Origin of the sequence: Bifidobacterium sp. W8114 (genome assembly GCF_016101165.1) — a bacterium.
GTDB lineage: Bacteria > Actinomycetota > Actinomycetes > Actinomycetales > Bifidobacteriaceae > Bombiscardovia > Bombiscardovia asteroides.
In genome coordinates, this window is sequence record NZ_JACFRA010000002.1 from 152,399 (window position 1) to 178,295 (window position 25,897).

The 25,897-nt window shown below is 59.8% G+C and carries 18 protein-coding genes and 1 CRISPR repeat array (1 of these 19 only partly in view); of the genes, 1 reads left to right on the plus strand and 17 read right to left on the minus strand.

The genetic code is table 11. The features are described 5' to 3' along the window. Positions 1-12: 12 nt before the first annotated feature. Complete coding sequence (locus tag H3T89_RS03485) at positions 13-1,350, plus strand: substrate-binding domain-containing protein (RefSeq protein ID WP_015022410.1); 1,338 nt, start codon at positions 13-15, stop codon at positions 1,348-1,350. A gap of 163 nt (positions 1,351-1,513) precedes the next feature. Here the strand turns inward: H3T89_RS03485 and mtnN are convergent, their stop codons facing one another. The 17 genes from mtnN to H3T89_RS03570 form a co-directional block, all read right to left on the minus strand. Next, positions 1,514-2,248 (minus strand): 5'-methylthioadenosine/S-adenosylhomocysteine nucleosidase, encoded by a 735-nt coding sequence (gene mtnN / locus H3T89_RS03490; protein WP_015022411.1) that lies wholly within the window; start codon positions 2,246-2,248, stop codon positions 1,514-1,516. Positions 2,249-2,313: 65 nt separating this feature from the next. Further along, on the minus strand, positions 2,314-3,534 hold the full coding sequence (locus H3T89_RS03495; protein WP_198216255.1) for a 3-deoxy-7-phosphoheptulonate synthase: 1,221 nt from the start codon (positions 3,532-3,534) through the stop codon (positions 2,314-2,316). Continuing rightward, entirely contained in the window at positions 3,531-4,676 is a 1,146-nt protein-coding gene (locus tag H3T89_RS03500; protein ID WP_198216256.1) for a 3-deoxy-7-phosphoheptulonate synthase, read from the minus strand. Before H3T89_RS03500 ends, H3T89_RS03495 begins: the two co-directional genes overlap by 4 nt. A gap of 155 nt (positions 4,677-4,831) precedes the next feature. Further along, positions 4,832-6,196 carry a C1 family peptidase gene (locus H3T89_RS03505; RefSeq protein ID WP_198216257.1) on the minus strand — a complete coding sequence of 455 codons (1,365 nt, stop codon included), beginning with the start codon at positions 6,194-6,196 and terminating at the stop codon, positions 4,832-4,834. A gap of 115 nt (positions 6,197-6,311) precedes the next feature. Beyond that, a complete protein-coding gene (locus tag H3T89_RS03510; protein WP_198216258.1) occupies positions 6,312-7,328 on the minus strand; it encodes a CPBP family intramembrane glutamic endopeptidase in 1,017 nt (338 codons plus the stop codon). A 192-nt stretch (positions 7,329-7,520) separates the two neighbouring features. After that, positions 7,521-9,221, minus strand: a complete 1,701-nt coding sequence (locus H3T89_RS03515) for a cell division protein (protein WP_198216259.1) — start codon at positions 9,219-9,221, stop codon at positions 7,521-7,523. A gap of 144 nt (positions 9,222-9,365) precedes the next feature. Then, positions 9,366-10,085, minus strand: coding sequence for a pyroglutamyl-peptidase I (locus H3T89_RS03520; RefSeq protein ID WP_015022417.1), 720 nt, complete (start codon positions 10,083-10,085; stop codon positions 9,366-9,368). Positions 10,086-10,107: 22 nt separating this feature from the next. Then, complete coding sequence (locus H3T89_RS03525) at positions 10,108-10,899, minus strand: IspD/TarI family cytidylyltransferase (RefSeq protein ID WP_015022418.1); 792 nt, start codon at positions 10,897-10,899, stop codon at positions 10,108-10,110. Between the two features lie 121 nt (positions 10,900-11,020). Next, the gene (locus H3T89_RS03530; protein WP_198216260.1) at positions 11,021-12,001 is read right to left on the minus strand and encodes a polyphenol oxidase family protein; all 981 of its coding nucleotides are present in this window, start codon (positions 11,999-12,001) and stop codon (positions 11,021-11,023) included. Continuing rightward, positions 11,998-12,879: an aldo/keto reductase gene (locus H3T89_RS03535; RefSeq protein ID WP_198216261.1), complete on the minus strand. Its 882-nt coding sequence runs from the start codon at positions 12,877-12,879 to the stop codon at positions 11,998-12,000. The genes H3T89_RS03530 and H3T89_RS03535 overlap by 4 nt, the downstream gene beginning before the upstream one ends. A gap of 78 nt (positions 12,880-12,957) precedes the next feature. Continuing rightward, positions 12,958-15,210 carry a DUF2207 family protein gene (locus H3T89_RS03540; protein WP_198216262.1) on the minus strand — a complete coding sequence of 751 codons (2,253 nt, stop codon included), beginning with the start codon at positions 15,208-15,210 and terminating at the stop codon, positions 12,958-12,960. Further along, on the minus strand, positions 15,207-15,791 hold the full coding sequence (locus H3T89_RS03545) for a LemA family protein (RefSeq protein ID WP_198216263.1): 585 nt from the start codon (positions 15,789-15,791) through the stop codon (positions 15,207-15,209). Before H3T89_RS03545 ends, H3T89_RS03540 begins: the two co-directional genes overlap by 4 nt. A gap of 109 nt (positions 15,792-15,900) precedes the next feature. Then, positions 15,901-18,681 carry a polyribonucleotide nucleotidyltransferase gene (locus H3T89_RS03550; RefSeq protein WP_198216264.1) on the minus strand — a complete coding sequence of 927 codons (2,781 nt, stop codon included), beginning with the start codon at positions 18,679-18,681 and terminating at the stop codon, positions 15,901-15,903. A 250-nt stretch (positions 18,682-18,931) separates the two neighbouring features. Next, positions 18,932-19,201: a 30S ribosomal protein S15 gene (gene rpsO / locus H3T89_RS03555; RefSeq protein WP_015022424.1), complete on the minus strand. Its 270-nt coding sequence runs from the start codon at positions 19,199-19,201 to the stop codon at positions 18,932-18,934. Positions 19,202-19,367: 166 nt separating this feature from the next. Beyond that, a complete protein-coding gene (locus H3T89_RS03560; protein ID WP_110417654.1) occupies positions 19,368-20,084 on the minus strand; it encodes a hypothetical protein in 717 nt (238 codons plus the stop codon). A 516-nt stretch (positions 20,085-20,600) separates the two neighbouring features. Beyond that, a complete protein-coding gene (locus H3T89_RS03565; protein WP_232347054.1) occupies positions 20,601-20,858 on the minus strand; it encodes a hypothetical protein in 258 nt (85 codons plus the stop codon). Positions 20,859-21,139: 281 nt separating this feature from the next. Beyond that, a complete protein-coding gene (locus H3T89_RS03570) occupies positions 21,140-21,394 on the minus strand; it encodes a hypothetical protein (protein WP_232348434.1) in 255 nt (84 codons plus the stop codon). 414 nt (positions 21,395-21,808) lie between these two features. Further along, a CRISPR array of direct repeats spans positions 21,809-25,897; the repeat unit is 32 nt; unit sequence ATTTCAATCCACGCTCCCGTGAAGGGAGCGAC (it continues 2,164 nt past the right edge of the window).

Genomic DNA, 25,897 nt, shown 5'->3' on the forward strand with positions numbered 1-25,897 from the left:
CGAGGCCAGAGCATGGATCAGAGAGAATCAGGGGCAGGAAGCAAAAGACAGGATCCGGCTGACGCGTCCTTCCCCAATCCCCCGGCAGCAGGATGGCTCCCAGCTCAGAGACGAGAGCTGATCCTCAACGCACTTCTCAGAGAGAGCGTAGTCAGAGTGCCCTACCTGGCACGGATGATGGGCACCACAGAAATAACCGTCCGAAGGGATTTGAACAATCTGGCCAGAGCTGGTCTCGTCAGACGTGTGCGCGGGGGTGCCCTGGCCGTCAAATCCTTGGATTTCCAAGGCCAATCTGCCGAATCGTTCACAGTCACTTCCTCCTACACCTCTGACCCTGCCTTGGCTGATATACCAAAGCCATCAGTGAGAACGAATGTCACCTCGAAAAAGAAAGCCAGGAGAAAGGGCAATCCAGATCGAACCAGAAGCGCCGGAGGCGCCAACGGCAAAACCAATGCTGGCGTGTCAAGCCTGGCCATGGATGAAGCTTCCAGCCGGGATAGGGCAACTGTCGTTCGTAGAAGCCGGATCGGGGTAGCCCTGCCCGAGCCCAGCTTCATCTGGCCCTCAGTGACCGATGCCATCAGACGTATGGCGGCCGAAAAATTCGGCCTGGAGATCGTTGCCAAGGAAACCTCCTATGAGACCTTTCCCGAGATAGATATTCTGGATGATCTGGCTACTGATCCACAGATGCTTGGACTGATCATGGCCCCCAGCATTGAACCGGATGTCGCGCCGGAAACCTGGCAGTGGCTGACCGAGTGCCAACTGCCTGTAACCATTCTGGAACGCCATCCGCCACAATGGCTGCCCGGATTCTTCGACTCGGTTCATACCGACCATCCAGCCGGAGTCCGCCGAGGACTGCAGCATTTCCGTCAGCATGGCCACCACCGGGTGGGACTGGCTCTGGGCAGCACACCCACCGCAGGCGATATCGAGCTGGGCTGGCAGCTGATGATGAAAGAAGGAGGCGGGCTTGAACAGACCTTCCTGCTCAAGGACAAGCAGCCATATGCGGCCGAGGATGTCGAGCAGATCGTCCAGACGATTCTGGAGACACACACCACGGCTGTCCTGGTTCATCCAGACTACCTGTCCATCGCTCTGGTCCAGGCTCTGGAAAGAAGGGGGTGCCACATTCCCAACGATCTATCCATGATCACCATCGACGGCTACACCAAGCGCCTGACGGTCCTGCGATCCTCGGCCCAGGACCTGGCGACCGCCGCCCTACGCCTCCAAGTGCGGCGGATACAAGACCCGGACCAGCGCATCGAGCACCTCTACATAGAGCCGGAGCTCATTGACAGAGGATCGGTGGCCGATATGGCTGACGAGTAGACAGCGTCTGATCAGGGCCTGCATGGCACAACCGACCTCCGGCTGGTCCATGAACCGGTCAGGACCAGAGTGGCCGCAATAACAAGAGAAGGCCGTCAACCCAGGGTCAACAGCCTTCAACAGGCAAAAGGCGCTCGAGCGGCGATCTCTTGCCGGTCAGCAATTAAAGCTCACGCACGATACCCAGGACCAGCCTGGCGGCCGTGTCGGCATATTCGGAGATGTCGAACTCCCGGAAGACCTCATAGTCGGTGTCGGCATTGTCGCTCAGAGCGCGGATGACCAGGGCCGGCACCTTGTTGCGGGCAGCCACGTGGCAGACAGCCGCCCCTTCCATCTCGACCGCATCGGCCCCGGTCTGCTCCTTGACTTGGGCAATCTTCTCCGGGCTGTCCACAAAGTAATTACCCGTCGCAATGGTGCCGACGATATGCTTGATCCCCATGGAGTCCAGAGTCCGGCTCGCCAGATCCAGCAGGTGAGGGTCCGAATGAAACTCCTCGGTGCCGGGGGCCGACTGAGCCACCAATCGCATATCCGTGTCCAGATAGCGCAGGGTACCTCCAAGGACCACATCGTTGATATGCAGGTCCTTGTTCAGGTTGCCGGCGATGCCGGAGAAGATGACGGCCCTGGGATGGAAGGCATCGATCAGATACTGTGTGGTGGCGGCGATGTTGACGGTGCCCATGCCGCCAACAGTGGCAGCCAGCCCAACCGGGCCGTGCGGCCCATCAAGAGTACCGGATATGACTTTTAATCCGGCATCGCCGGCATGGGAATCCTGATCCGCCTGCTTCAGGCCTTGGCCGATCAGGGCCACCTCCTCATCCATGGCACCTATGACGGCAACCGGTCCTTGATCTTGGCCCTCCAGGGAATCGCCTGTTTCACTCATGCCTGACTCCTTATCCATGATTTCACCAGCTGATGCGGCCCGACCAGCCTACTGCGGCTCGTAAGTCAACGAGCCGTGCTACGGCGACGGTCCACTGCCTCAGCCAGCTCCCCCAACAGATCCTGAGTATCAGGCCAGGAGATGCAGCGGTCAGTGATCGAACACCCGTAAACCAGTTGATCCAGCGGGGCCGGCTTCTGATTGCCTCCACGTATGAAGCTCTCCATCATCAGCCCGGTAAAGCCCTCCTCGCCGTCGCCTATACGCTGGGCCAACTCATGGACAACCCGGATCTGGCGCCGCTCGTCCTTGCCGGAATTGCCATGGGAGGCATCGATGATCAGTCCGTGGGCAGCCGCGCTGTCCTTGGGCATGCGCTGGCGCAGCACGGCAAGGGCCGCCCGCACCGAGTCCTGATCGTAGTTGGGGCCGGACTTGGAGCCGCGAAGAACCAGATGGCAGTCGGGGTTGCCCATGGTCGCGACGGCTGCGGCCTGACCCTCGTGGTCTATTCCGAAGAAAGTGTGGCGCTCAGAGGCCGCATAGCAAGAGTCGATGGCCACATCCACGCTGCCATCCGTGGCGTTCTTGAAGCCGATGGGCATGGACATGCCGCTGGCCAGCTGGCGATGGACCTGGCTCTCCGTGTTCCGGGCACCGATGGCCCCCCAGCTGACCGCGTCAGAAATGTACTGGGGCGATGTAGGTTCCAGAAATTCCGTGGCCGCTGGAAGCCCGGTCTCCAGCACACCCAGAAGAATCCGCCGTGCCAGGACCAGGCCCTTCTGGATGTTGTGGCTGCCATCCAGGTCGGGGTCGTTGATCAGGCCTTTCCAACCGACCGTGGTCCGGGGCTTCTCGAAATAGACCCGCATGACGATCAACAGGCGATCCTTCAACCGCTCATTGACGGCCGACAGACGGCGAGCGTAGTCCAGTGCGGCATCGGGGTCGTGGATGGAGCAGGGGCCCACAATGACCAGCAACCGGTCGTCCCGCCCATGCAGACAGTCCACTATTTCCTGCCGGGAGCGGATGACCAGGTCCTTGGCCGGTCCATCCAAGGGGTATCGGGTCAGCATCTGCGCGGGCGAAGGCAGGCGGTCAAGCTCAAAGACCCGCCTGTTGACGATCCGCCCTATGCCTACCTCGTCCTCCCACCTGGGCACATTCCCGGTCTGCAGGGGGTTGACACCGGCCGCCAGCGCCTTGTGCACCAGTTCAACCTCGTAGGCCTTGCTGGGTCGGGGCAGAGGCTCCTGCGGCTCATCCTTCATCCGACTCATGCCCTCATCCTTTCCCGACGGGATTGCACGGCATCCGCCAGGATCTGCAACAGCTCCTCGGTCCTGTCCCAGGAGATGCAGGCATCAGTGACGGATTTGCCGAACACCAGCTGATCCAGTGGAGCCGGTTTCTGGTGACCGCCCTCAAGAAAGCTCTCCATCATGATGCCTGACAGGCCCTGCTCGCCCTTGGCGAGACGGTCTGCCAGGTCCTCGACCACCTGGGCCTCACGTACGGGGTCCTTGCCACAGTTGCCGTGGGCTGCATCCACGATCAGACCTCGGCAGGCGCCAGGGCCCAACGGCGCCTGATGTATGGCCTCCAGGGCGGATCGGACGGATTCCGAATCGTAATTGGGACCATGACCGGAACCGCGCAGAATTATGTGGCAGTCGGGATTGCCCCGGGTCTCGGCAGCGATGACATGACCGTCGAGGTTGATGGATAGGAAGTGATGTTCGGATGCCGCAGCCAGGCAGGAATCGACCGCAGCCTCTACGCTGCCATCGGTCGAGTTCTTGAAGCCCATGGGCATGGACATGCCGCTGGCCAGCTCCCTGTGGACCTGGCTCTCCGTGTTCCGGGCACCGATGGCCCCCCAGCTGACCGCATCAGAAAGATACTGTGGGGTGATGGGATCCAGCCATTCTGTGGCCGCCGGAATCCGCTGACCCAGGACCTGCCAAAGCACCTGTCGGGCCAGGCGAATCCCCTTGCGAATGTTGAACGTCCCATCCAGGTCGGGGTCGTTGATCAGGCCCTTCCAACCGACCGTGGTCCGGGGTTTTTCGAAATAGACCCGCATGACAATCAGCAGACGATCCTTCAACCGCTCATTGACGGCCGACAGGCGACGGGCGTATTCCAGGGCAGCCTCCGGATCGTGGATGGAGCAGGGGCCGGTGATGACCAGGAGCCGGTCGTCCCGCCCATGCAAAACATCCCGGATGGCCTGACGAGAGTCCCGGACCAGATTCACCCGTTCCGGATCAAGGGGCCGCGAGCGCAGAAAGACCCTGGGAGCCGGGATTGGATCCAGCTGACGAATGTTGACATCCACTGTTTCGGGAAAGACGGCCGTATCGGCAAAATACTGCCGCTCCTCTTCCGGGATGATATCCGGTTCCTTGACGAATGCCACGGTCTCTCTCCTCTCTGTCGTACTTCGACAATCATGCCCGCATTTCTTATAACCGCCCACATCCGGGCCAATGTGGACAGTCCGTTCCTGCGACCCTTATAGACCACGGGAACGAACAGTTTGATGGGTAAAAGTGGATGAATTAGTGCTGTTGCTCAGGCCAGGGCACCCATGGGATCCCAGGCGGGCAGCATGATGGCCTGCTGGTCAAAGGCCCGGCGATATTCCTCGGACAGCATGGACTTGGGTACAGCCACCTCGTAGACATACTGGCTGAACCATTGGTCGCTCATGGTGAAGTAGCCATTGTTGGCGATGTCCCCGCCCCAGGAGTTCTCCACCCGCCAGCGGTTGGTGGTCCGGCCATCTTCGGCCACGTCCACGCCCACGAATGCCATGGCGTGGTTCTGGGCCGAGTCGCCGAAGCGCACCCGCTGCTCCTTATCCATGTCGAAGTCCACCCCGTAGACCCGGCCATACTCAAACAGGTCGGTGGCCCACTGACCGGCCTTGCGGTCCATCATGGGATGGCAGTCGGCGCCGAACCATACCGGCAGGCCCTGTTCGCTCATCAGACGACGGGCGCAGTCCTTCATGACCTCCACCGGAACGTTCAGGTACTCGGTGGGATCGCCGCCAGCCACGTTGCCCAGGTGCTCGATGCCGATCTTGCGGCCCTTGGGGTGCTCGGGGCGCGGGTCGTCGACCAGGCAGACGTAGTCCTCAAGTCCGGCATTCACGTAGCGCTTCCAGAACTCCTGCGGGGTGATCCGCCCATCCCGGTGGAAGACGCCATCCTTGTCGGTCCACTCCCAGTCGAAGCTGGTGGGCGGGGTACCCAGATGAATGGTCAGCATACGGTGGCCGGCCTCCAGGGTCCTATCGATGATCTCGTCAATCCCGTCCGGGTCGGCCACCATGTGAGCCGTGGCCTGATGGAGCAAACGACGCAGCTGAGTGTTCATCTGGCTGGTGTCCTGGGAGGAGGCCGTCTCAGGATAGAACTGCTTGGGCACGGCGCCGTACTTCTTATAGATGTTCATGGCCATGATCCACTGGCCACCATCGCCCATGACATCGCCCATCAGGAAGCGCATGAGCTGGGAGTCGACAGGCTCACCGGCACGTACCAGAGCCGCTACGTCGCGCAGGAAGTAGTTGACGCGCTCAAGCTTGTCGTAGTACATGGCGTAGTTCTGGGACAGCTCGAAGTCACCCATGGGGTTGGCGGTGCTTTCGTCATCAATGTTCAGAGCCTTGCGGGCCACGAAGCGTGCCACGTTCAATGAGCTGAAGAGCCAGCAGCGGCCGGAATGCGCCTGCGATGTGACCGTGCCATTGTCGATGCTGACCGAAAATCGGTGCTGGAGCAGGCGGGAGCGATCATAGTTGTGGGCCACTTCGTCAATGCCTACCTGGGTGACGGCGTTCATGGCGGCGTGGTTGGCCTCGCGCTCATCGAAGGCGGTGCACAAGTCCTTCAAACGGGTCTGATCCAGTGGTGTCAGTGCTGATGTCATACGGTCTGTCCTTGTTTCCTTTCATGCGGATGTATCTGCATCCCTGCATCCAGCATAGCGGGAATCAGTCATCGGGGGTTCGTCTGGCGGAGGATGTGGACAACTGTGCCCGTCATCAAGCCAAAGAGAAGCGCTGGGCCGCATTGACCACAGCCAGGACCACCAGGACGGCCAACCCAAGGGAGATCCAGCCCTTATAGGTGCCGGAGGGTGAGCGATCGGCACGCAGGCGGTCTGCCAGCTGCCCCCGAATCAGCCAAAGGACGACCAGCCCCCCAACCAGGCCCAGAAGGGTCATTCCCTGATTGATCATCATGCCGGTGCGGGCCGGCACCGTCTGGGTCAACCACATCATGGCGTCAGCCAGGACCAGGTTGTTGAAGATATGCAGAGCCATGGACCAGAGGATGGAGTATTCCATGGCGATGAAACCCAGAACCAGACCCAGCAGGAAGGTGAACAGACTCTGGGTGATGTCCCCGTGCAGGCAGGCGAAGATGAAGGAGGAGGTGACGATGGCGAAGGTCCGTCCAAAGGGTCTGAGCCTGCCCATGACCACGCCGCGCAGCAGGAACTCCTCGACGACAGGGACCAGGATTGCCGTGTCCAGGGGCGACAGGAACCCATGCTGGCCCGCTGCGATCTGGGAGGTTGTGGAATTGTAGACCAGCCCCAGTGCCTGGGATCCCTGGTTGACCACCCAGGTGAAGCCGGTCTCAATGCTGCTGGCCAGCATGATCAGTAGGATGGCCCCGATCAGCACGGCCGGGCCGGGATTGGTCTGAGCCTTGTACCGTACCGGGTTGGAGCCGCGGCCGAGCAGATCCTGGCCGCGGGTGCCAAAGAGAAAGACCAGCATGACCAGATCTCCCAGCAGATCGCCCAGCCCTGGCTGACGGGCAATGCCCAGGGCCGCGGCCACCGAGGGTAGATTCAGGACACCTGCGATCAGGTTGGCCACCACCAAGTACACCAGAGCGTAGAGGGATTGCAGGTCCACCCCACGACGCACCTGGGCGCTCCATGAACGTAAGGGCCCTGGAGATGGGCTCAATCCTTCCTGTCTGCCCGCATCCGCCTCGATTGGATCTGTGGCGCTCGAATCTGATGATGCGTGATGTGCTTGCTGCATGATGCCCTCCCAACCCTACGACCCCTGGCCTGCACCCCTTCACCATTGACTCTAGGCCTCAGCAAGGGCCCGGATTGAGATTGACGCCCATGCCTGTTTCGGCATATGTTGAGACGACTCCCGAACAAAACAGAGGCCGGGTCGCAGACCATGTCTGCAATCCGGCCCTGACGAGTAATCGACGTTCGCCGATCAGTCCCGACCGGTCGGGGTCATGTCATCGTTGACGGGCGGAATGACGGTAGTCTCCTGGTCAGTGACCGCCTTCTCCTCCTGTCCGTCCTTGGCCTGGGCCGGCACATCATCGGCCTGGCCGGATGCATCGGGCAGGACCTGAGTCGGCATATTGGCTGAGGACCTGATAGTCGCAGCTTCGCTGGCCTCCTCTTCGGAATTGCTGGCGGAATCAGCTGCCACGTCATCAGTTGCCAGGTCATCGGCTGGTTGACTCGCCAGGACCGGATCGTCCGATGTCTTAGAGGCTTCTTCCTGGGGGTCGGCAAGGGACTGGCTGACGCTCTCATCCTCGCTCTCGGCCTTCGGGGCTGGAGTCGGCAGCGGATCAGCGGCAGGCACAGCATTGACCACGGGCACGCTGGGGGCCTGCCCCTCGTCCTGCTCATTGACCACAGTCTCGTCGTGGAAGCCGTCGAAGTTGCCGAAGGACTTTGAGAAGATGTTCCGCAACTCATCGACCCGAGCGGTAATGGTGGCTTCCCGGTGCTGCAGCTTGGTGATGTGATCCCTGAGCCCGTCCAGCTCAGCTTGGGCGGCCTTGCGTTGAGCCTCGACCTCGGCCTGTGCGCGCTGCTTGGCCTCTTCCAGCAGCTGGCTGGCCTTGCGCTCGGACTCCTCGCGCTTGAAGGAGGCGAACGAATCGGCATCCTTGCGGGTGGCCTTGGCCTGCTCAATCAGCTCCTGGGTCTCCTTCTCGGTCTTGACCCGCCGCTCCTCCAGGCTCTTGAGCAGCTCGCCCACCTTCTTGGTGGCATCCTCCTGCTGGGCGGCGATGTCGGAGCGCACCTGCTCGGCTTCGGCGTTGACCTTGGCCATGGTCTCGGCGCTGGTGACCTTGGCATCGTCCACAATCTGCTGGGCTTCCGACTTGGCCTTGTCAGTGATCTCAGAAGCCTGCCTGCGGGCGTCATTCAGGCTCTTGGAGACCTGCTCGCGCACGTCGGCCAGCTTCTTGTTGGCATCGGCCAGGGCCTTCTGAATCTGATCGTTGGCATCCTTCTTGAGCTTGGCGATCTCCTCGTCGCTCTTGCGTCGCTTGTCAGCAATCTCCTTGGCGGCCTTGGCCTTCTGCTCGGACAGCTCCTTGTCCTGGGTGGCCTTGTTGGTGGCCAGCCGCTTCTCATGCTCCTCGCGGGAGTTCTGCAGCTCCAGATCCAGGGCCTGGCGACGTTCGGCCACCACCTTATCAGCCGCGGACTTACTCTGTTCGCTCTGCTGCTTGGCGGTGGTGGTGACGGTCCTGGCTTCGTCGTTGGCGGCCTCGACGATGGACTTGGCCTTGGCGTTGGCCTCATCCACGATGTGCTTGGCTTCAAGCCGGGCCTCGTTGACCAGGGTTGTTGCCTTCTCCTGGGCGGAGGTCTTGGTTGATGCCGCATCCTGCTTGGCGCGGTTGAGCAGCTCGGTACTGGTCTGCTCGGCCGAGGCCAGCAGCTGCTGGGCGTTGGCTCCAAGGGAGGCGAAGGAGTTGCGCGGCTGCTCGACCTTACGCGACTTGGCCTCCTGGAGTTCCGCCTCCAGCTTCAGAATGCGATCATCGTCGGCCTTGATCTGCTGACGCAGCCGGGCCAGATTGCTCCGCGAGGCCGCCAGGGCCTGGTCGACCCGCTCCTTGTCATAGCCTCGCAGGACAACGGGAAACTGATCTTCGGCCATGGAAACACTCCTCTTCGCCACCAGGACATGCCGGCCCGTGACAAGGATGTCTTCGGTCCGGTGGATTTACCTCGACTCTACCCCATGACAAGCCGAAATTCGCCGTCTGACAAGCTGCCGACACATTGACCTTACATACGGGGCTCAGGCAATAAGAATAGGGCTGGAGGAGGGCCTGCGGTAGTAGCGAATGGTCTCATTGACCACCTCGCGCACAGCCTCTATCTGCTGATTCAGGGGCAGGCCACGCTCCTGTCCGCCGCTATCGTTGACCAGGGGAAGACTGACGAACCCGGCCAGGACATCCTTGTGTCCTGCAGCCCATGCCAGCAGATTGTAGAAGAGTGCGTTGCAGACATAGGTACCCGCGTCCGAGCTCAGCGTGGCGGGAATGCCGCAGGTGCCGAAGTCGTGCAGGATGGCCCTCAGCGGCAGACGGGTCCAGTAGGCGGCCGGACCCTGGGGATCGATGGGCTGGCGATTGATCTCGCGGGCAGCGTCCTGATACTCCTGCTCCCCTAAGTCGTCACGGTCGTCTGCGTCGTCCTCCTTGATGTTGACGGCACAACGCTCCATGGCGATGCCACGAGCCCGACGCTTGAGCCCTGTGGCGATGATGATATCGGGGTGCACCCGCTCTATGGCCTCATGCAGTATGGGCCAGGCCTTGGCGAAGCTGACAGGCATGGTGACGGCGGAAATAGCCAGGTCCACGCCCTCCAGGGGATCCTCCTCGGTGGGGCCGACAGGGCGCATACCCTTCATGCCATGCTCGGCCAGAGCCTGTGAGACCTGATAGGAGGGGTTGACGTCAACACCCTGGTAATGGTCGTATCCGGCGACGATGACCTTGATCTGCTCCATGTGCCCCATGGTACACAGGGCTTCACCCGGCCAGGGAGCCCGCTATCCATTCAGCCATGGGCACGTCCGAGGGCAGGGTGATCTTCATGTTGGTCACGCTGCCGGCCACGATGGCCACCGGCTCCTCAGGCATGTGGTCCACCACGACACGTGTGTCATCCGTGGGATGGAAGTCCGGATCCGCAGCGGCCAGATCGTAGGCCTTACGGAGGGTGCTGAAACGGAAGGCCTGCGGGGTCTGAGCCCTGAACATGTTGTCACGGTCGGGCACCTGGCGCACAACCTTGCGCTCGCCCAGGTCCCCGGCCATCAGCATGGTGTCGGTCGAGGCCACGGCCACGGTTGCGGCGTTGAATGTATCCAAGGCATCGATGCAGCCGTCGATTGACTCCTGGCTGACGAAAGGCCGCACCGCATCGTGGATGAGCAGCTTGGCATCCTGGGGGATATCCGCCTCAGCCAGGGTCTGCAGGGCTGCCTCGGTGCTGTCCATGCGCTCGATGCCACCCTGGATGACCATGCGGACCTTGTCGTAGGTGTCAGAGCCCACGATGGCCTCGACAGACTCCCGAACCCGATCGTTGACCACAACCAGGATGTCCGTGACCCGGGCATTGGACTGGAAGGCGTCAATTGACCAGGTGATGATCGGTTTGCCGCCCACCTGCACCAGCTGCTTGGGGTTGCTCTCGTCGAACCGAACGCCCAGCCCGGCCGCCAGAATCACTGCCACCACCGGCTGAATCTGCTCCTCCGGCTCTGCGTTGACCTGACCGACCCCGGACGGGGCTGCTGATGCTCTGCTCTCACTCATAGACTCAACGGTACTCATACGGAAACAGAGAAAGGTGCGGACCCGGCGCTATCTGCACCGAACATCTGCACCCGAGACCTGCTCCGGCTGCCAGGAGCAGGCTGCAATCAATCTCACAACATCAGTCGTCGGCCAGGATAAGCGCCAGCATGCGCCCCTCCCCCGCCTTGCTGGCCAGCGAGGCCCGGCGGTGGGAGTACCAGAGCGGATTCTCCAGTGTGCACAGGGGGCGGCGCAGATCCTCAAGACGCTTCGACAAGGAGGGACCCTCACTGTCCTGGCTGCACAGCTCTATCAGGTCCGGGTCCTGACGCAGGTAACTGGTGGCGGCACCGACCCGGGGGGCGGAGTCTACGATATTGGTCACTCCTGCCGCCTTCAGTTCCATCCTGGCAGCAGTGGCGATGTCGATGGCGATTCCGCCGAACCTGCATGGTCCGGATGCGCCGGGGAAACGCTTCTCGAAATCATCGGCCAGGTCCGAGCCCACCTGATAGCAATCCGCGCAGATCCGAGGTCCCAGAGTTGCCACGATTCTGGATGGGTCAGCACCCTTGTCGGCCATGGCCTGGACTGTTGACGGAATGACGCCGGCCACCAGACCACGACGGCCGCAGTGGGCCGCCCCCATCACGCCGGCCTGTGGGTCGGCCAGAAGCACGGGAAGGCAATCAGCGGCGAAGATGCCCAAAGCCAAGTCACGACGGGTGGTCACCTGAGCATCGGACTCGCAACGCCCCTGGGGCTGACCCTGGTCGGCATCCCAGACCCGGGCTGAGTGAACCTGGTCCACCAGGGCTATGGGACGGTCCAGCTGGTGGCCCAGGGCCTGACGGTTGGCAGCAACCGCCTGCGGATCATCGCCACCCTTGCCGCCTAGATTCAGCTGGGCGTAATCGCCTGAGGAGACCCCGCCCAGTCTGGTGGTGTAGACCACCTTGATCCCTGGCGCCAAGGCTATGGGAATGGTGACGGGGATTGGACGACCTTGATCATCCAGCGCCGATAGGGGGCTGCTGTCCAACAGGGTCCGTTCCCGATTCCAGGCTTCACTCTGAACGCTCTGCGAGTCCTGCTCGCTTGACTGAGTCTCGAGACTCATGCAGCCGCCGCCTGGTTCAGACGCTCCAACTCCTCCTCGCTCAGCTCCATATCGGCCGCCTGCAGGGAGTCCAGAATGGTGGCCGCCCTGTGAGCCCCGGGAACCACGAAGACGTTGCGGTTCTGGGACAGCTCCCAGGCCAGGACCACGCGCTGGTGGGAGACGCCGTGCTCCTGGGCCACCTGCCGGAAGGCATCATAACGAGTTTCATCCTTGGGCGCTCGGAAGCCTCCCAGGGGGCTCCAGCAGACGAAGGCCAGATCCAATTCGGCTGCATGGTCCAACTCCTGGCGGGAGCTGGTGAAGGTGGGCGAGAACTGGTTCTGCACGGCTACGAGGTCATTGCCCAGAATCCTGCGAGCCAGGTCCATCCGGTCAATGTCTACGTTGGAGACGCCCAGTGTCCGGGCCACGCCCTGCTTGGCCAGCTCGGCCATGGCCTCCAGGGACTCCTGATAGGGCACCTGGGGATCGGGCCGGTGCAGGTAGAGCAGGTCGATGGTGTCCACGCCCAAGGCCTGAGCAGACTCCTTGGCGTGCCGGATCAGGCTCTCCGGTCGACCGTCCACAGCCCAGGTTGGCCGACCATCGGTGAAGTTGCGGTAGTGTCCCACCTTGGTGGCCACCAGCACATCCTGACGGGGTCCCTTCCAGGATTCCAAAGCCTGGCGAACCAATCGTTCATTGGTCTGCTCAGGGCCGCCCGATTCGTAGTAGGACCAGGCAGTATCCAGATGTCGGCAACCGGCATCCAGGGCCTGATGGATGATGTCGATGGCCGTTGCCTGGTCCGGCTTGCCCTCAATGGACAATCCCATGCAACCCAGTCCGACCGCTGTCGTAGTAAAGGGCCCCAAGGCCCGCATCGACGATGTCATACATGTACTCCCGTCTTGTAGATCGATGCCAGCTTCAATGCCGCCGGCTTCCTATCGAGCTTAGCTTGTGACCCAGTATCAACGACCGCCGAAGGAACCACCACCGGAGCCACCACCGGAGCCGCCGAAGGAACCACCACCGGAGCCAAACCCACCAATACCACTGCCGGAACTGTTGCCGCTGGCCTGGCCGATCAGGCCGCCGATCTGTTCGAGTCCCTGGGTCAACTGAGTACCCAGATCAACCACCCCGCCTTGGCCAAGCATTGAATTTGCAGCCAATGTTTCAGGGCCACTCACGGAGGAAGCCACCGGAACATTCTGGCTGTAAGGCAGGAAGGTACAGTAGAGCAGGCTCCCGCGCGCATTATTATTCAGCCAGTCGAAGTCGGTCAGTTCAGGGCTGGCCTGTGCCAGCTGAGCGACAACCCGGTCACTTATACCGAAGGCCGCAGCGTAAACCAGGTAGCGGTCCCAGAGCACCAGGTCCTCCACGCCCCGGTGGCTAAAATCGCTGAAGTCCAGCAGATAGCGCCGAAGCCCTGACACCTGACCAGCCATGAGCTGTCCATTCCTGCTGAGCACTTGCGAACTACCATAACGAATGGAGAATGCTGCAACAGCCACCAGAAGCACGGCCAATGGCGCACGTACCAGCACGGTGCCCGGCAGGAATCCAGCCAGCAGGATGAAAGCGGCCAAGAGCACGGCCAGGAAGGGCACGACCTCTATGCCATGACGATAGGCACGCAGGTCAGCATTGTTGGTCTCATACTTGACGGCCTTGTCGAAAGCCTCCAGATAGACCTTGCCATGATTAGCTTCGGTGCTGGAGAAGAGAGCAATCATCTCGTACAGGTCGAAACGTTCATCCTTGGAGCCCATCAGAGCGGAAGCACCTTCCAGCATGGTCAGGCAGGCTTCCTCGCTTAAGGACAGGGCCAGGGAGGCTCGATCCTGACTGCAGACCGGATTAATGACCACCTCCATGGACTGCCGTTTGCCTTTGTGGAGCAGCGAGCGCATCACCTTAGTCAGGGAACCTCCGCCGGAATTCGCCCGGTCCTCATACTTGACCGGAATCAGAGCGATGGCCCGCTTGGAGGCCAGGGAGAGAATGGTGGCTGACAATTGCCTGCCAATAGGGGATTTTCGGGTCAGCATCAAATCGTTGATAACAGCGGCCAACGCCGGTGACAGATCAGGAGGCTGACGGTAGTAGATAATATCGCCTCGGTACTGGGAGTCTCCATAGGTGCGGAAGGCCTGCCAGAGCATCACTACAATCAGCGCGATAGCAGCTAAGACGGTCAGTATACCAGCCAAAAGTCCGATCCGCGCCCATCTGGTCTGCTCGGCGTGCCAGTGCTCATACTGCTGGCGCTCCTGCTTGATGATGCGGTCACGCGCCGGTTGAGAGTCGGTCCTGACCACCGAGGAAACCCTCTTCGCATCGAAGAGAGCCACCAAATCCAGATGCTGACCTGGCCCGATCTGGTCAGCTGAAAAGTGGATACTGCTGTCATCGCCCACCTGGTAGGAACCCTTGCCAGCGAAATGGAGCCAGGCCTTGGCATCCTTGTCCTTCTCTGTTCCTATAAGCTTGGGAAGCCTGACATCAGCGCTCATATGCTCGACGGAAATCTGGTTGGTGTCGCCCACGGGCTCCCATTGGAATTCAGCCACATCGGGATGGGCAGTAGTGACACCGTGGAAGGTCATGTCGATGCGGAAGCGCCGACCTGAATCCTCGGCAATCTGCGGAATGTTCCAACCCAGCTCCACCTGACACTGGTTTCTCTGATCGCCGCAGGCGGACCCTTGGCCCGCATCGCCTGGCTTGTAGGATTCCAGCCCCGCATCCGAGACGGTGCCCATATACCAGGTGCCAGCCATGGTCTTGTCCCAATCGGGAACTTGATCGAGGTTATCAGGATCCTTCGGCGGGTCAGCCTGCCTATATGTGGAGCCATTAGTCAGGTCAGTCACGCTTACGTCGCTTATGCCGGTCAGGCGGTCAGGCTTGATCTGATAGCGCTGGTAGAGCTCCCTCCAGGGACGTTTATCGCCGTTGTCGTCCTCACGGGAGTTCATGGTTACGGTCAGGTCCTGACTGATGCGCAAATCGCCGTTATCCAGGACCTGGACATCATAGTCCACTGAATCGTATACCAGGTCCGGCCAATTCTTGTTGAAGATAAGCAGAGCAGCGACTATGCACGTCACCAAGGCTGCCACCAAAGCCAGTGCCAAGGCTCGGAAAAAGCGGGAAGTGCTCCAGGAGGGATGGCCTGAGACCGGTTTCCCGGAGGAGGCCACTGGGGCGTTCACTGTCCGAAGTCCACAACGGGCGCCTGGCGGCTGCCCTCGTCGGCCTGGAAGTACTGGGCCTGACGGAAGTGGAAGAGTGATGCGATGATGTTTGAGGGGACCGTCTCGATGCGGGTGTTGAACTTCTGGACCACATCATTGTAGAACTGCCTGGCGTAGGCGATCTTGTCCTCCAGGTCCTTGAGCTGACGCTGCAAGTCCAGGAAGTTCTGGTTGGCCTTGAGCTCAGGGTAGGCCTCCGCCCGAGCCATCAGAGTGACCAGGGATCGACCCAGCCGCTGCTCGGCATCGGCACGGGCCTGCATCCGGTCCCCGCCAGCCGTCTGGGCCTGAGCCACGTCGGCGCGGGCCTTGGTCACCTCCTCCAGGACGGTGGACTCGTGTGAAGCGTAGCCCTTGACCGTCTGGACCAGATTGGGCACCAGGTCGGCACGCTGCTTGAGCTGGACGTCAATCTGGGCCCAGCCATTGGCCACCCGGTTGCGCAGATTGACCAAACCGTTGTAGGCTCCAATGCCCCAAATGACCAGCAACACGACCAGCAGGACAATGACAATAAGCACGATCAGTGATACGGACATGTCCCCAATTCTCTCACGGAAGGGTCTGCAGACAAAACAGGACCCCGCCCATTAGAACGGGGTCCTGTCGGAAGACACCGAATCAATCAATATCCGGCATCAGCGGGAATCAGTCTTCACTGTCGAAGGGGTCGAAGTCCCTGCGCACCCGGCGACGGGGACGCTCGGAACGCTCCTCCCGGTCAGCCCGGTACTCGTCGTAGTGCTCGTCGGCCGCATAGCGCGGATTCTCCCTGCGGCCACGATAGCCGCCACGTCCGGAAGAGCGACGCTCATGACGGCCGCCACGGTCACTGCGGTCATCACGCTCGGCACGGCTACCACGGCCGCGACGCTCGCCACGGCCCCGGCCGCCACGATCCTCGTCCTCGTCGCGGGAGACCCGACGACGGTCACGACGGGAGCCACGGTCCTCGTCCTCGAACCAGTCTCCCCCATCCTCATAGTCACGGTCGCGGCTCTGACGACGGTGCCGGGGACGATCCTCCTGGTCCTCATCGTCGTAGTAGCGATCCTCATGCTCTGAACGAGAGCGGCGCGGAGCCTCATACCGATCCTCGCGGTCGGAGGAACGGCTGCGGCGATCACGACGATCACGGTCACCACGACCGCCGCGCTCACGACGATCACCGCCACGGTCACGACGGTCTGTGCGGCCACCGTGATCACGGCCTCCTGCGGACTCCTGGTCCTCGAATCCGGGAATGGCCAGGGAGATCTTGCCACGGTCGTCCACACCCTGGACGATGACCTCGACGGTGTCGCCCTCCTTGAGGACGTCCTCCACGGAGTCGATGCGTTCGCCGTTGGCCAGGTTGCGGATCTGCGAGATGTGCAGCAGTCCGTCGGTGCCAGGGGTCAGGTTGACGAAAGCGCCGAAGCTGGTGATCTTGACCACCTTGCCGTTGAAGGTCTCCCCCGCCTCGGGCACGTGCGGGTTGGCGATCTGGTCGATGACCTCCTTGGCCTTGGCTGCAGCCTCGCCGCCCTCGGAGGCGATGTAGACCGTGCCGTCGTCCTCGATGGAGACGTCGGCACCGGTGTCCTCCTGGATCTGGTTGATCATCTTGCCCTTGGGGCCGATGACCTCGCCGATCTTGTCGACCGGAACCTGGGTGGTGATGATGCGTGGCGCATAGGGGCTCATCTCGGCAGGCCCGTCGATGCACTCGTTGATCACGTCCAGGATGGTGGCCCGTGCTTCCTTGGCCTGCTGCAGGGCGGCTGCCAGGATGTCGGCGGGGATGCCGTCCAGCTTGGTGTCCAGCTGCAGGGAAGTGATGAACTCGGAGGTGCCAGCCACCTTGAAGTCCATGTCACCGAAGGCATCCTCGGCACCCAGAATGTCGGTCAGGGTCTTGTAGGTGGGCCGACCGTCGACCTCGCCCGTGACCAAGCCCATGGCGATGCCCGCTACAGGGGCCTTCAGGGGCACCCCGGCAGCCAGCAGGGACAGGGTGGAGGCGCAGACGGAACCCATGGAAGTGGACCCGTTGGAGCCAATGGCCTCGGAGACCTGACGGATGGCGTAGGGGAACTCCTCGCGGCTGGGCAGAACCGGGATCAGAGCGCGCTCGGCCAGGTTGCCATGGCCTACTTCGCGGCGCTTGGGCGAACCCACGCGGCCGGTCTCGCCGGTCGAATAGGGGGGCATCTCGTAGTTGTGCATGTAGCGCTTGGTTGTGGGGCCGGACAGGGCGTCGATGGTCTGCTCCATCTTCAGCATGTTCAGGGTGGTGACGCCCAGCACCTGGGTCTCGCCGCGCTGGAAGAGAGCGGAGCCATGCACGCGGGGCACCACGTCCACCTCGGCGGACAGGGTGCGGATGTCGCGCAGGCCACGACCGTCGATGCGGTAGTCCTGGGTCAGGATGCGGCGACGGACGATCTGGCGCTGGAGCTCCTTGAAGGCGTTGCCCAGCTCCTTGTCCTTCTCGGCCTCGTCCATGTCGGTGAACTCGTCGGCCAGAGCCTCGCGGACCTTCTCCTTGATCTCGTGAATGCGATCCTGACGGGGCAGCTTTTCCGCGATGGACAGGGCCTGGTCCAGGTCGGCATGAGCCACCTGGTCGATGCGCTCATAGAGCTCGTCGGTGTACTCGGGGAAGAGCTGGAAGTCCTTGGTGGGCTTGGCGGCCTTGGCCTTGAGCTCGCTCTGGGCCTCGCACAGAACCTTGATGAAGGGCTTGGCGGCCTCAAGACCCTGGGCGACAACCTCTTCATCGGGCTTGATCTGGCCCTCGTCATAGATCAGGCTCCAAGCGTTCTTGCCGGCGCCTGCCTCGATCATTGCGATGGCGACGTCCCCGCCCTCGACCACACGACCGGCCACGACCAGCTCGAAGACGGCGCGCTCACGCTCGCTCCAACGGGGGAAGGCCACCCACTGACCATCGATCAGGGCCAGGCGCAGACCCGAAACCGGGCCTTCGAAGGGCAGACCGGAAATCAGGGTGGAAGCGGAGGCCGCGTTCAGGGCCAGCACGTCGTAGGCATCCTCGGGGTTGACTGCCAGGATGGTCTCCACAACCTGGACCTCGTTGCGCAGGGTGTGCGGGAAGAGGGGACGCAGGGGGCGGTCAATCAACCGGCAGGCCAGGATGGCCTCGTTGGAGGGCCGACCCTCTCGACGGAAGAAGGAGCCGGGGATTTTGCCCGCTGCATACATCTTCTCTTCCACATCGACGGTCAGCGGGAAGAAGTCGTAGTTCTCCTTGGGGCTGGATCCAGCGGTGGTGGTGGACAGCACCATGGAATCGTCATCAAGATAGGCGGCTACTGCCCCATCCGCCTGCTGGGCGAGACGACCCGTCTCGAAGCGCACCGTGCGCTTGCCATATGATCCGTTATCGATCGTGGCTTCTACAGCCGTGATTTCGGGACCCTCCATAGGGTTCCTCCTTTTGTTTACTGCTTGTTTACTACCTGATGTCAGGATGCTCGGCATCAATTGGCTGCCGGAGATCCTTCTACTTCGGTCTGGTCCTGCCGAACCCCATGTCCGGTTATCTTCATTCCTTGCGGACCAGCCTTGCATTTGGATTCGGCACCATCTTCTGCAACCCCATCCCGGGGTCGACGGTACCTGGTTCAGTCATGCAAAAGCGCCCGAGCGCTAGGCCCGGGCGAAAGCATGCATATCAGTGGCGCAGTCCAAGACGCTCCACCAGGGAACGGTAGCGGTTGATGTCCACCTTCTTGAGGTAATCCAGCAACCGGCGACGATGGCCGACCATGAGCAGCAGACCGCGACGCGAATGATGGTCGTGCTGGTGCTGCTTGAGGTGCTCGGTCAGGTCGGTAATGCGCTTGCTCAGCAGAGCCACCTGGACCTCGGGGGAACCAGTGTCGCCCTCGTGGGTCGCGTATTCCTTGACGATTGCCTGCTTCTGCTCACTCGTAAGAGCCACGGCTCCTCCTCTTGCATTCTTCCGTTACGCGGTGCACCAGCCCTATGCTGAAGCGCTCTCGATCCGCGGGCGAAACACGCCAAAAGTCCATTATACACAGCGATGGGACCGGATGCGGGAATGGGAGGAGGAACAGATCTATCCCCCGACATGCTTGTCGATGCGGTCATGCCGCGGTGATCAGGCCTCCGAAGAGGACGATGGCGATGGCCGCCAGCTCGATGATGAAGAATAGGGAGAGGGCTGACCAGCTGTGGGTCAGCGTGTTCCAGGGGGAATCCTTGCGTACACAGACCAGAATGGCCACGAAGACGACAGCAAAGACCGCCACTCCCAGACCGGCGGCGATGATGCCCAGGTTGGCCGCGTTGGCCAGGATGGCCTGATGCTGGTAGACGACGAAGGTGCTGTACCAGAAGTTCATCTTGAGCAGGCAGAGGCCGGCTATGAGCTGCTCGGCGGCCAGGCCCAGCACGAAGACCACCCGCCAGAACCAGGAGGACGACTCGATGATGGACATGCCTATGCCCATAAAGGTCAGCACGGTCACCGTCCAGGCTATCAGGGCTATGCCTCGCGGATCCAGGACCGAAGCATAGTGGAGCACGCCCTGGGTATGGTTGATGGCCAGCGAGCGCCCGTACCCATAAGGAATGACGATAGCCAGGAGGACCGCCAGCGCGAAGACAACCCAGCGGACCGGACGGGCACGTCGCTGCTCGATCTCAGCCAACGAGTATTCCGAATCCGGAATAGTCGCCTCAGGATGGGCCGAAACCTTGTTCACCGCAGTCGCCTCATCCGCGTGCGGTTGCACGGCTGCGAAACCAGCTGAATCGCTTCCGCCGGATTCCGCACCATCCGCATCGTCGAATTGCTCCATCGGCGACCACACCTCCAAGTCCGCTGCTCGTGGACACATCGCCTACAAGCTTATACCGGGCGGCACACCCGCGCCCAGGAGCGAGAAGCACAATTCGCAAAATACTCGGCATCCAGGTGGTAGCGGATAAATAGAACCATACTGCAAGCGATATAGTCCATCCCCGCAGACGGGGGGGGGGGGGGACACCTGATCTCTGCGACCGAAAATGCTGCAGACCCAGAATCATCCAGCAGGTATCCGAGGAGTACCCGGGCTGTGTCTTCTGACCAGTCGATCATACGCATCTTAAAACCATGACAATCCGTGTTCAAACACCCTGCCAGTCATCTGCAAAGCGGTAATGGATGCCTTGAAATGCAGACAGAACCTTCAATAGGGCACACTGATGCGATTACTACGGCCGGAGGAGAATCAAACACTCATGTTTGCTATGAAGCGGTCATGGATTCACCCCGGCGCCCCTACAGCGATTCCTTTACTGACTGAAACAGCTTATGGGAGCCCGGGGATGAATCAGTCGAACTGCCTTATGCCGATGACATCACGGAAAGTCACATATTCGTCACCGGGACCGCAGCCTGTACCATAGTTCGTACCGTAGTATACGCGATCCGACTGGATCATCCGCCTGTCCTCATCATCCAGCGAATCCCAGACCCTGCGTTCGATTTCGTCCATTTTCTCGGTGATGGGATGCCTTGACGCATAACCGTCGATCAGATCCTGGGGAATATTGTCATGAGTGGTACAGGCCTTATCCTTGGATGCCATTTTTCTCATGAACTTTTCATCCAGAGCCATTCGTCTTCTCCCATCTTTGCGAACTTATAGGGCATCCATCCGATGTCCTATAGAATAATCCCAGCGGATGCGGGGAGCACACAGCATTCTCGTTCTTGGCCGAGCAAACGGCCGAATCATCCCCAGAGAATCAAGTGCTCATCTTCAAACCATACTCATGTTCAAACCATAAAGTGGTTATGGCTTCTCTCCGGCACTTCTACAGCAATCCTTTTACTGATTGAAACAGCACATGGGAACCCGGGGATGCATCAATCGAACTGCCTGATGCCGAGGACATCGTAGAAACTCACCTTGGTATCGCCGCCGAAACCAGCACCATAGTTTGTCCCATAGTATGTACGATCCGACTGGATCATTCGCCTGTCCTCATCATCCAGCGAATCCCAGACCCGGCGCTCTACATCATCCATGTCGTCAGTGATAGGATGCTCTGACACATAGTCATCGATCCTCTTCTGGGGAATATGGTCATAAGTGGTACAGGCCTTATCCTTGGATGCCATTTTTCTCATGAAATCCTCATCCATAGCCATTCATCTTCTCTCATCTTTGTGAACCTGCAGGGCATCCATCCGATGTCCTGCAGAATCATTCCCGCGGATGCTGAGAGCACCATTAGTATTTCTATACTACTGAAAGGTTCAGGTCCGGGTCCACTGCTTGGGATCATTCTCGCGGCTATGAGCAAGAGAATGACATAAAAAAGATTGACACTATGCCCGTGCAGCAACTCATACTCATGTTTAGAAGGAATACAATTCATAACAGAGTTCTGAGGAAAGAACAGATTTACTGCATGTCCCCGCTAGAAAACAATGCTGTCTGGGTAATTCAAAGTAGCACAATCGGTTTTCCAATTCATGCTTCTGTGAAGGGAGTGACCACTGCCGAAGGGTGGAAAGCGCCACGGTGTCGTAATTTCAACCCACGCTCCCGCGAAGGGAGCGACCGATTATTCACAAGCCCCTGGCCGTCTTGATCCAATTTCAATCCACGCTCCCGTGAAGGGAGCGACCGTCCTCGCCCGACATGGCTGGCACATGCACACATTTCAATCCACGCTCCCGTGAAGGGAGCGACCTCATCGTCTCTTCGGCGCCGCCAAACGCACCTGTATTTCAATCCACTCCCCCGTGAAGGGAGCGACACAGCCAATCTGGTCAATACGCTCATGACCAATATTTCAATCCACGCTCCCGTGAAGGGAGCGACTGCTCGCCAAAGGCGTGCTGGAGACCTTCGTGCAATTTCAATCCACGCTCCCGTGAAGGGAGCGACCTGCAGTTGCCTCCAGATGGCCTTGTCAGAAGTATTTCAATCCACGCTCCCGTGAAGGGAGCGACAGTCTCGCCGGGCTGTTGTACATAGGTCAGAGCATTTCAATCCACGCTCCCGTGAAGGGAGCGACTCCATTATTATCAGTAATGGTAGCCATTGAATAAGATTTCAATCCACACTCCCGTGAAGGGAGCGACCGCTTTCCACGCCTGCTCAGCCCGCATAGAAATCATTTCAATCCACGCTCCCGTGAAGGGAGCGACATTCCTTTGGCATTCCGGCCACTTGCCAGTAAGCTATTTCAATCCACGCTCCCGTGAAGGGAGCGACGGTCGGATTGGCGCTGAACATGAGCACGTTTTTATTTCAATCCACGCTCCCGTGAAGGGAGCGACTTACAGCATTTTTCAGTGATATAAATGGTAGTGGATTTCAATCCACGCTCCCGTGAAGGGAGCGACCAATACTAGCAAATTTATTTCTTATCTTCAATTTATTTCAATCCATGCTCCCGTGCAGGGAGCGACCTTGACAGGGATGTAAACGTCCAGAACAAGCTGGGATTTCAATCCACGCTCCCGCGAAGGGAGCGACGTGCATGCAAAAATTCACCTACTGGAAAATGAACATTTCAATCCACGCTCCCGTGAAGGGAGCGACTCATCTCGACCCCAAGCATTATCCGATTTTCGATATTTCAATCCACGCTCCCGTGAAGGGAGCGACTCCTCCTTGCTGTTGATCTGATCCATGTCCCAGGTATTTCAATCCACGCTCCCGTGAAGGGAGCGACAATACGTATGGAGCATATATTGTGGATTGTTGCGAATTTCAATCCACGCTCCCGTGAAGGGAGCGACTTGGCGTGCATATACCGTTTCAGCGTCGTCAGCATTTCAATCCACGCTCCCGTGAAGGGAGCGACACGTCGATGGCCGCGTGTACCTCGGGGGTCATGAATTTCAATCCACGCTCCCGTGAAGGGAGCGACTGTGACGCCGGACTGCTGGTAGCGGGTGCACCCCTCATTTCAATCCACGCTCCCGTGAAGGGAGCGACCTGAGAGGTCGTGTACCGGCGCGGCCTGTCGTCAAGTTTCAATCCACGCTCCCGTGAAGGGAGCGACTCCTGTTCCACGCCTTCCTCGTATCCGGCCACGCTATTTCAATCCACGCTCCCGTGAAGGGAGCGACGAGCAAGCAGGCCATTTATGACCAGCTCACCAGCATTTCAATCCACGCTCCCGTGAAGGGAGCGACGCGATCACATGCAGTTGCCGATCCTTGCCAACCTATTTCAATCCACGCTCCCGTGAAGGGAGCGACATGATACCCTCCGTCACCCAAGGGTATTTTGAAATTTCAATCCACGCTCCCGTGAAGGGAGCGACAGTCCTATAATGTCCTTTTTTGAGCCTATCATCATATTTCAATCCACGCTCCCGTGAAGGGAGCGACCCGCTATCCCGTAAAGGACCGTGGTCAGGTCAGGATTTCAATCCACGCTCCCGTGAAGGGAGCGACTCATGACACCCGAGGTGCATGCGGCAATCGACGTATTTCAATCCACGCTCCCGTGAAGGGAGCGACATGGGATGATGATACCGGGAGATGCAGGTCGGTATTTCAATCCACGCTCCCGTGAAGGGAGCGACAGTGGATAGCGGCACGGTGTTCGAGGGTCGTCTGATTTCAATCCACGCTCCCGTGAAGGGAGCGACTAGTGATTGCTCCTCCTGTATCCGGACGGGCAGAATTTCAATCCACGCTCCCGTGAAGGGAGCGACTATTTTTTGCCCGGTGTCCCATCATCCTCAAAATCATTTCAATCCACGCTCCCGTGAAGGGAGCGACTAGCCTGGGTAGCCGTCTTGGTCGAGCGGGTTGCAATTTCAATCCACGCTCCCGTGAAGGGAGCGACAGTAATGATATGGGTATCCGGCTGGAGAAGTATTATTTCAATCCACGCTCCCGTGAAGGGAGCGACAGACCATATCCCACAGTGGGGCGGTATCATCATCATTTCAATCCACGCTCCCGTGAAGGGAGCGACCTTCGCTGATTTCTGATTGCTCCTGATAAATGGCGATTTCAATCCACGCTCCCGTGAAGGGAGCGACCATCGAACGTCTTTCTCGCCAGAGCATGACCAAATTTCAATCCACGCTCCCGTGAAGGGAGCGACCTTGTGCCCGCGCCCAGTGGCATGGCTTCATGTGATTTCAATCCACGCTCCCGTGAAGGGAGCGACGATCAGTCCCTATTTTACACACCCCGAGACGCGAAATTTCAATCCACGCTCCCGTGAAGGGAGCGACGTGTCGCTGTTCCGATGATGCTAATGTAGACGGTATTTCAATCCACGCTCCCGTGAAGGGAGCGACATTCAAATGGATAAACCTGCCGAAAGGGATCGATATTTCAATCCACGCTCCCGTGAAGGGAGCGACAAGGATGCGAAAACGGCTGTCCCCGGATACACGATATTTCAATCCACGCTCCCGTGAAGGGAGCGACACGCGAGCTCCGTCCTCAGTGGATTGTCTGGGAATTTCAATCCACGCTCCCGTGAAGGGAGCGACAGCAGAGTAGCCAAGCGACGACATTATTTTCGGATTTCAATCCACGCTCCCGTGAAGGGAGCGACTAGCCTCATCCACAGCAGCCGCAACAGACGCGATATTTCAATCCACGCTCCCGTGAAGGGAGCGACCCAGCACCGTGTCCTCCTTGCGCCCTCCCAGGCCATTTCAATCCACGCTCCCGTGAAGGGAGCGACTAATGCACAAGTGCTATTATTGTGATTTTCGGCTAATTTCAATCCACGCTCCCGTGAAGGGAGCGACGGTCAGGCCTTGCGCAACGAGATCCGGGCCAAGGCATTTCAATCCACGCTCCCGTGAAGGGAGCGACGACATCATCACCCCGGGCGGCTACGTCTGGCAGAATTTCAATCCACGCTCCCGTGAAGGGAGCGACGTATTATTGAGGTTTCGACCCCCAAACAATCTTTATTTCAATCCACGCTCCCGTGAAGGGAGCGACGTGAAGTCGCAATTCACGCGGATCAGCAACACGGATTTCAATCCACGCTCCCGTGAAGGGAGCGACCTTGCTGTCCTCCTCCGCCGAAGACCTCCGATGAATTTCAATCCACGCTCCCGTGAAGGGAGCGACATGGGGCAGGGAACACTGCCGCGCCGATTTGACATTTCAATCCACGCTCCCGTGAAGGGAGCGACGTGTGGCGGCGCCTATATGTGATGATTTTGTGACTATTTCAATCCACGCTCCCGTGAAGGGAGCGACTGGACGGATATGGACCTGGCCACCAAGGACTATATATTTCAATCCACGCTCCCGTGAAGGGAGCGACACGCAGAGCCTCCGTGAAGGCGTTCGCCTCGCCATTTCAATCCACGCTCCCGTGAAGGGAGCGACTGGCCGACTGGGATAAGCTGACCGCCAAGATGGATATTTCAATCCACGCTCCCGTGAAGGGAGCGACCGGCAAGGCTTGGGGACCCTACAGCGAGGAGCAAATTTCAATCCACGCTCCCGTGAAGGGAGCGACCCTTATCGACGTAGACGCTATCATCAGAGCCTACATTTCAATCCACGCTCCCGTGAAGGGAGCGACCGGAGTGGTAATAGTGCTATTTGTGATTGTATTGTATTTCAATCCACGCTCCCGTGAAGGGAGCGACCACGCTCAAACCGGCCGCCGAC

Bases quoted from the DNA above. Each gene is read 5' to 3' on its own strand.
- H3T89_RS03485 (WP_015022410.1), top strand. From the start codon at position 13: ATGGATCAGAGAGAATCAGGGGCAGGAAGCAAAAGACAGGATCCGGCT.
- mtnN (WP_015022411.1), bottom strand. From the start codon at position 2,248: ATGAGTGAAACAGGCGATTCCCTGGAGGGCCAAGATCAAGGACCGGTT.
- H3T89_RS03495 (WP_198216255.1), bottom strand. From the start codon at position 3,534: ATGAGTCGGATGAAGGATGAGCCGCAGGAGCCTCTGCCCCGACCCAGC.
- H3T89_RS03505 (WP_198216257.1), bottom strand. From the start codon at position 6,196: ATGACATCAGCACTGACACCACTGGATCAGACCCGTTTGAAGGACTTG.
- H3T89_RS03510 (WP_198216258.1), bottom strand. From the start codon at position 7,328: ATGCAGCAAGCACATCACGCATCATCAGATTCGAGCGCCACAGATCCA.
- H3T89_RS03515 (WP_198216259.1), bottom strand. From the start codon at position 9,221: ATGGCCGAAGATCAGTTTCCCGTTGTCCTGCGAGGCTATGACAAGGAG.
- H3T89_RS03520 (WP_015022417.1), bottom strand. From the start codon at position 10,085: ATGGAGCAGATCAAGGTCATCGTCGCCGGATACGACCATTACCAGGGT.
- H3T89_RS03525 (WP_015022418.1), bottom strand. From the start codon at position 10,899: ATGAGTGAGAGCAGAGCATCAGCAGCCCCGTCCGGGGTCGGTCAGGTC.
- H3T89_RS03530 (WP_198216260.1), bottom strand. From the start codon at position 12,001: ATGAGTCTCGAGACTCAGTCAAGCGAGCAGGACTCGCAGAGCGTTCAG.
- H3T89_RS03535 (WP_198216261.1), bottom strand. From the start codon at position 12,879: ATGACATCGTCGATGCGGGCCTTGGGGCCCTTTACTACGACAGCGGTC.
- H3T89_RS03545 (WP_198216263.1), bottom strand. From the start codon at position 15,791: ATGTCCGTATCACTGATCGTGCTTATTGTCATTGTCCTGCTGGTCGTG.
- H3T89_RS03550 (WP_198216264.1), bottom strand. From the start codon at position 18,681: ATGGAGGGTCCCGAAATCACGGCTGTAGAAGCCACGATCGATAACGGA.
- H3T89_RS03560 (WP_110417654.1), bottom strand. From the start codon at position 20,084: ATGGAGCAATTCGACGATGCGGATGGTGCGGAATCCGGCGGAAGCGAT.
- H3T89_RS03565 (WP_232347054.1), bottom strand. From the start codon at position 20,858: ATGGCATCCAAGGATAAGGCCTGTACCACTCATGACAATATTCCCCAG.
- H3T89_RS03570 (WP_232348434.1), bottom strand. From the start codon at position 21,394: ATGGCATCCAAGGATAAGGCCTGTACCACTTATGACCATATTCCCCAG.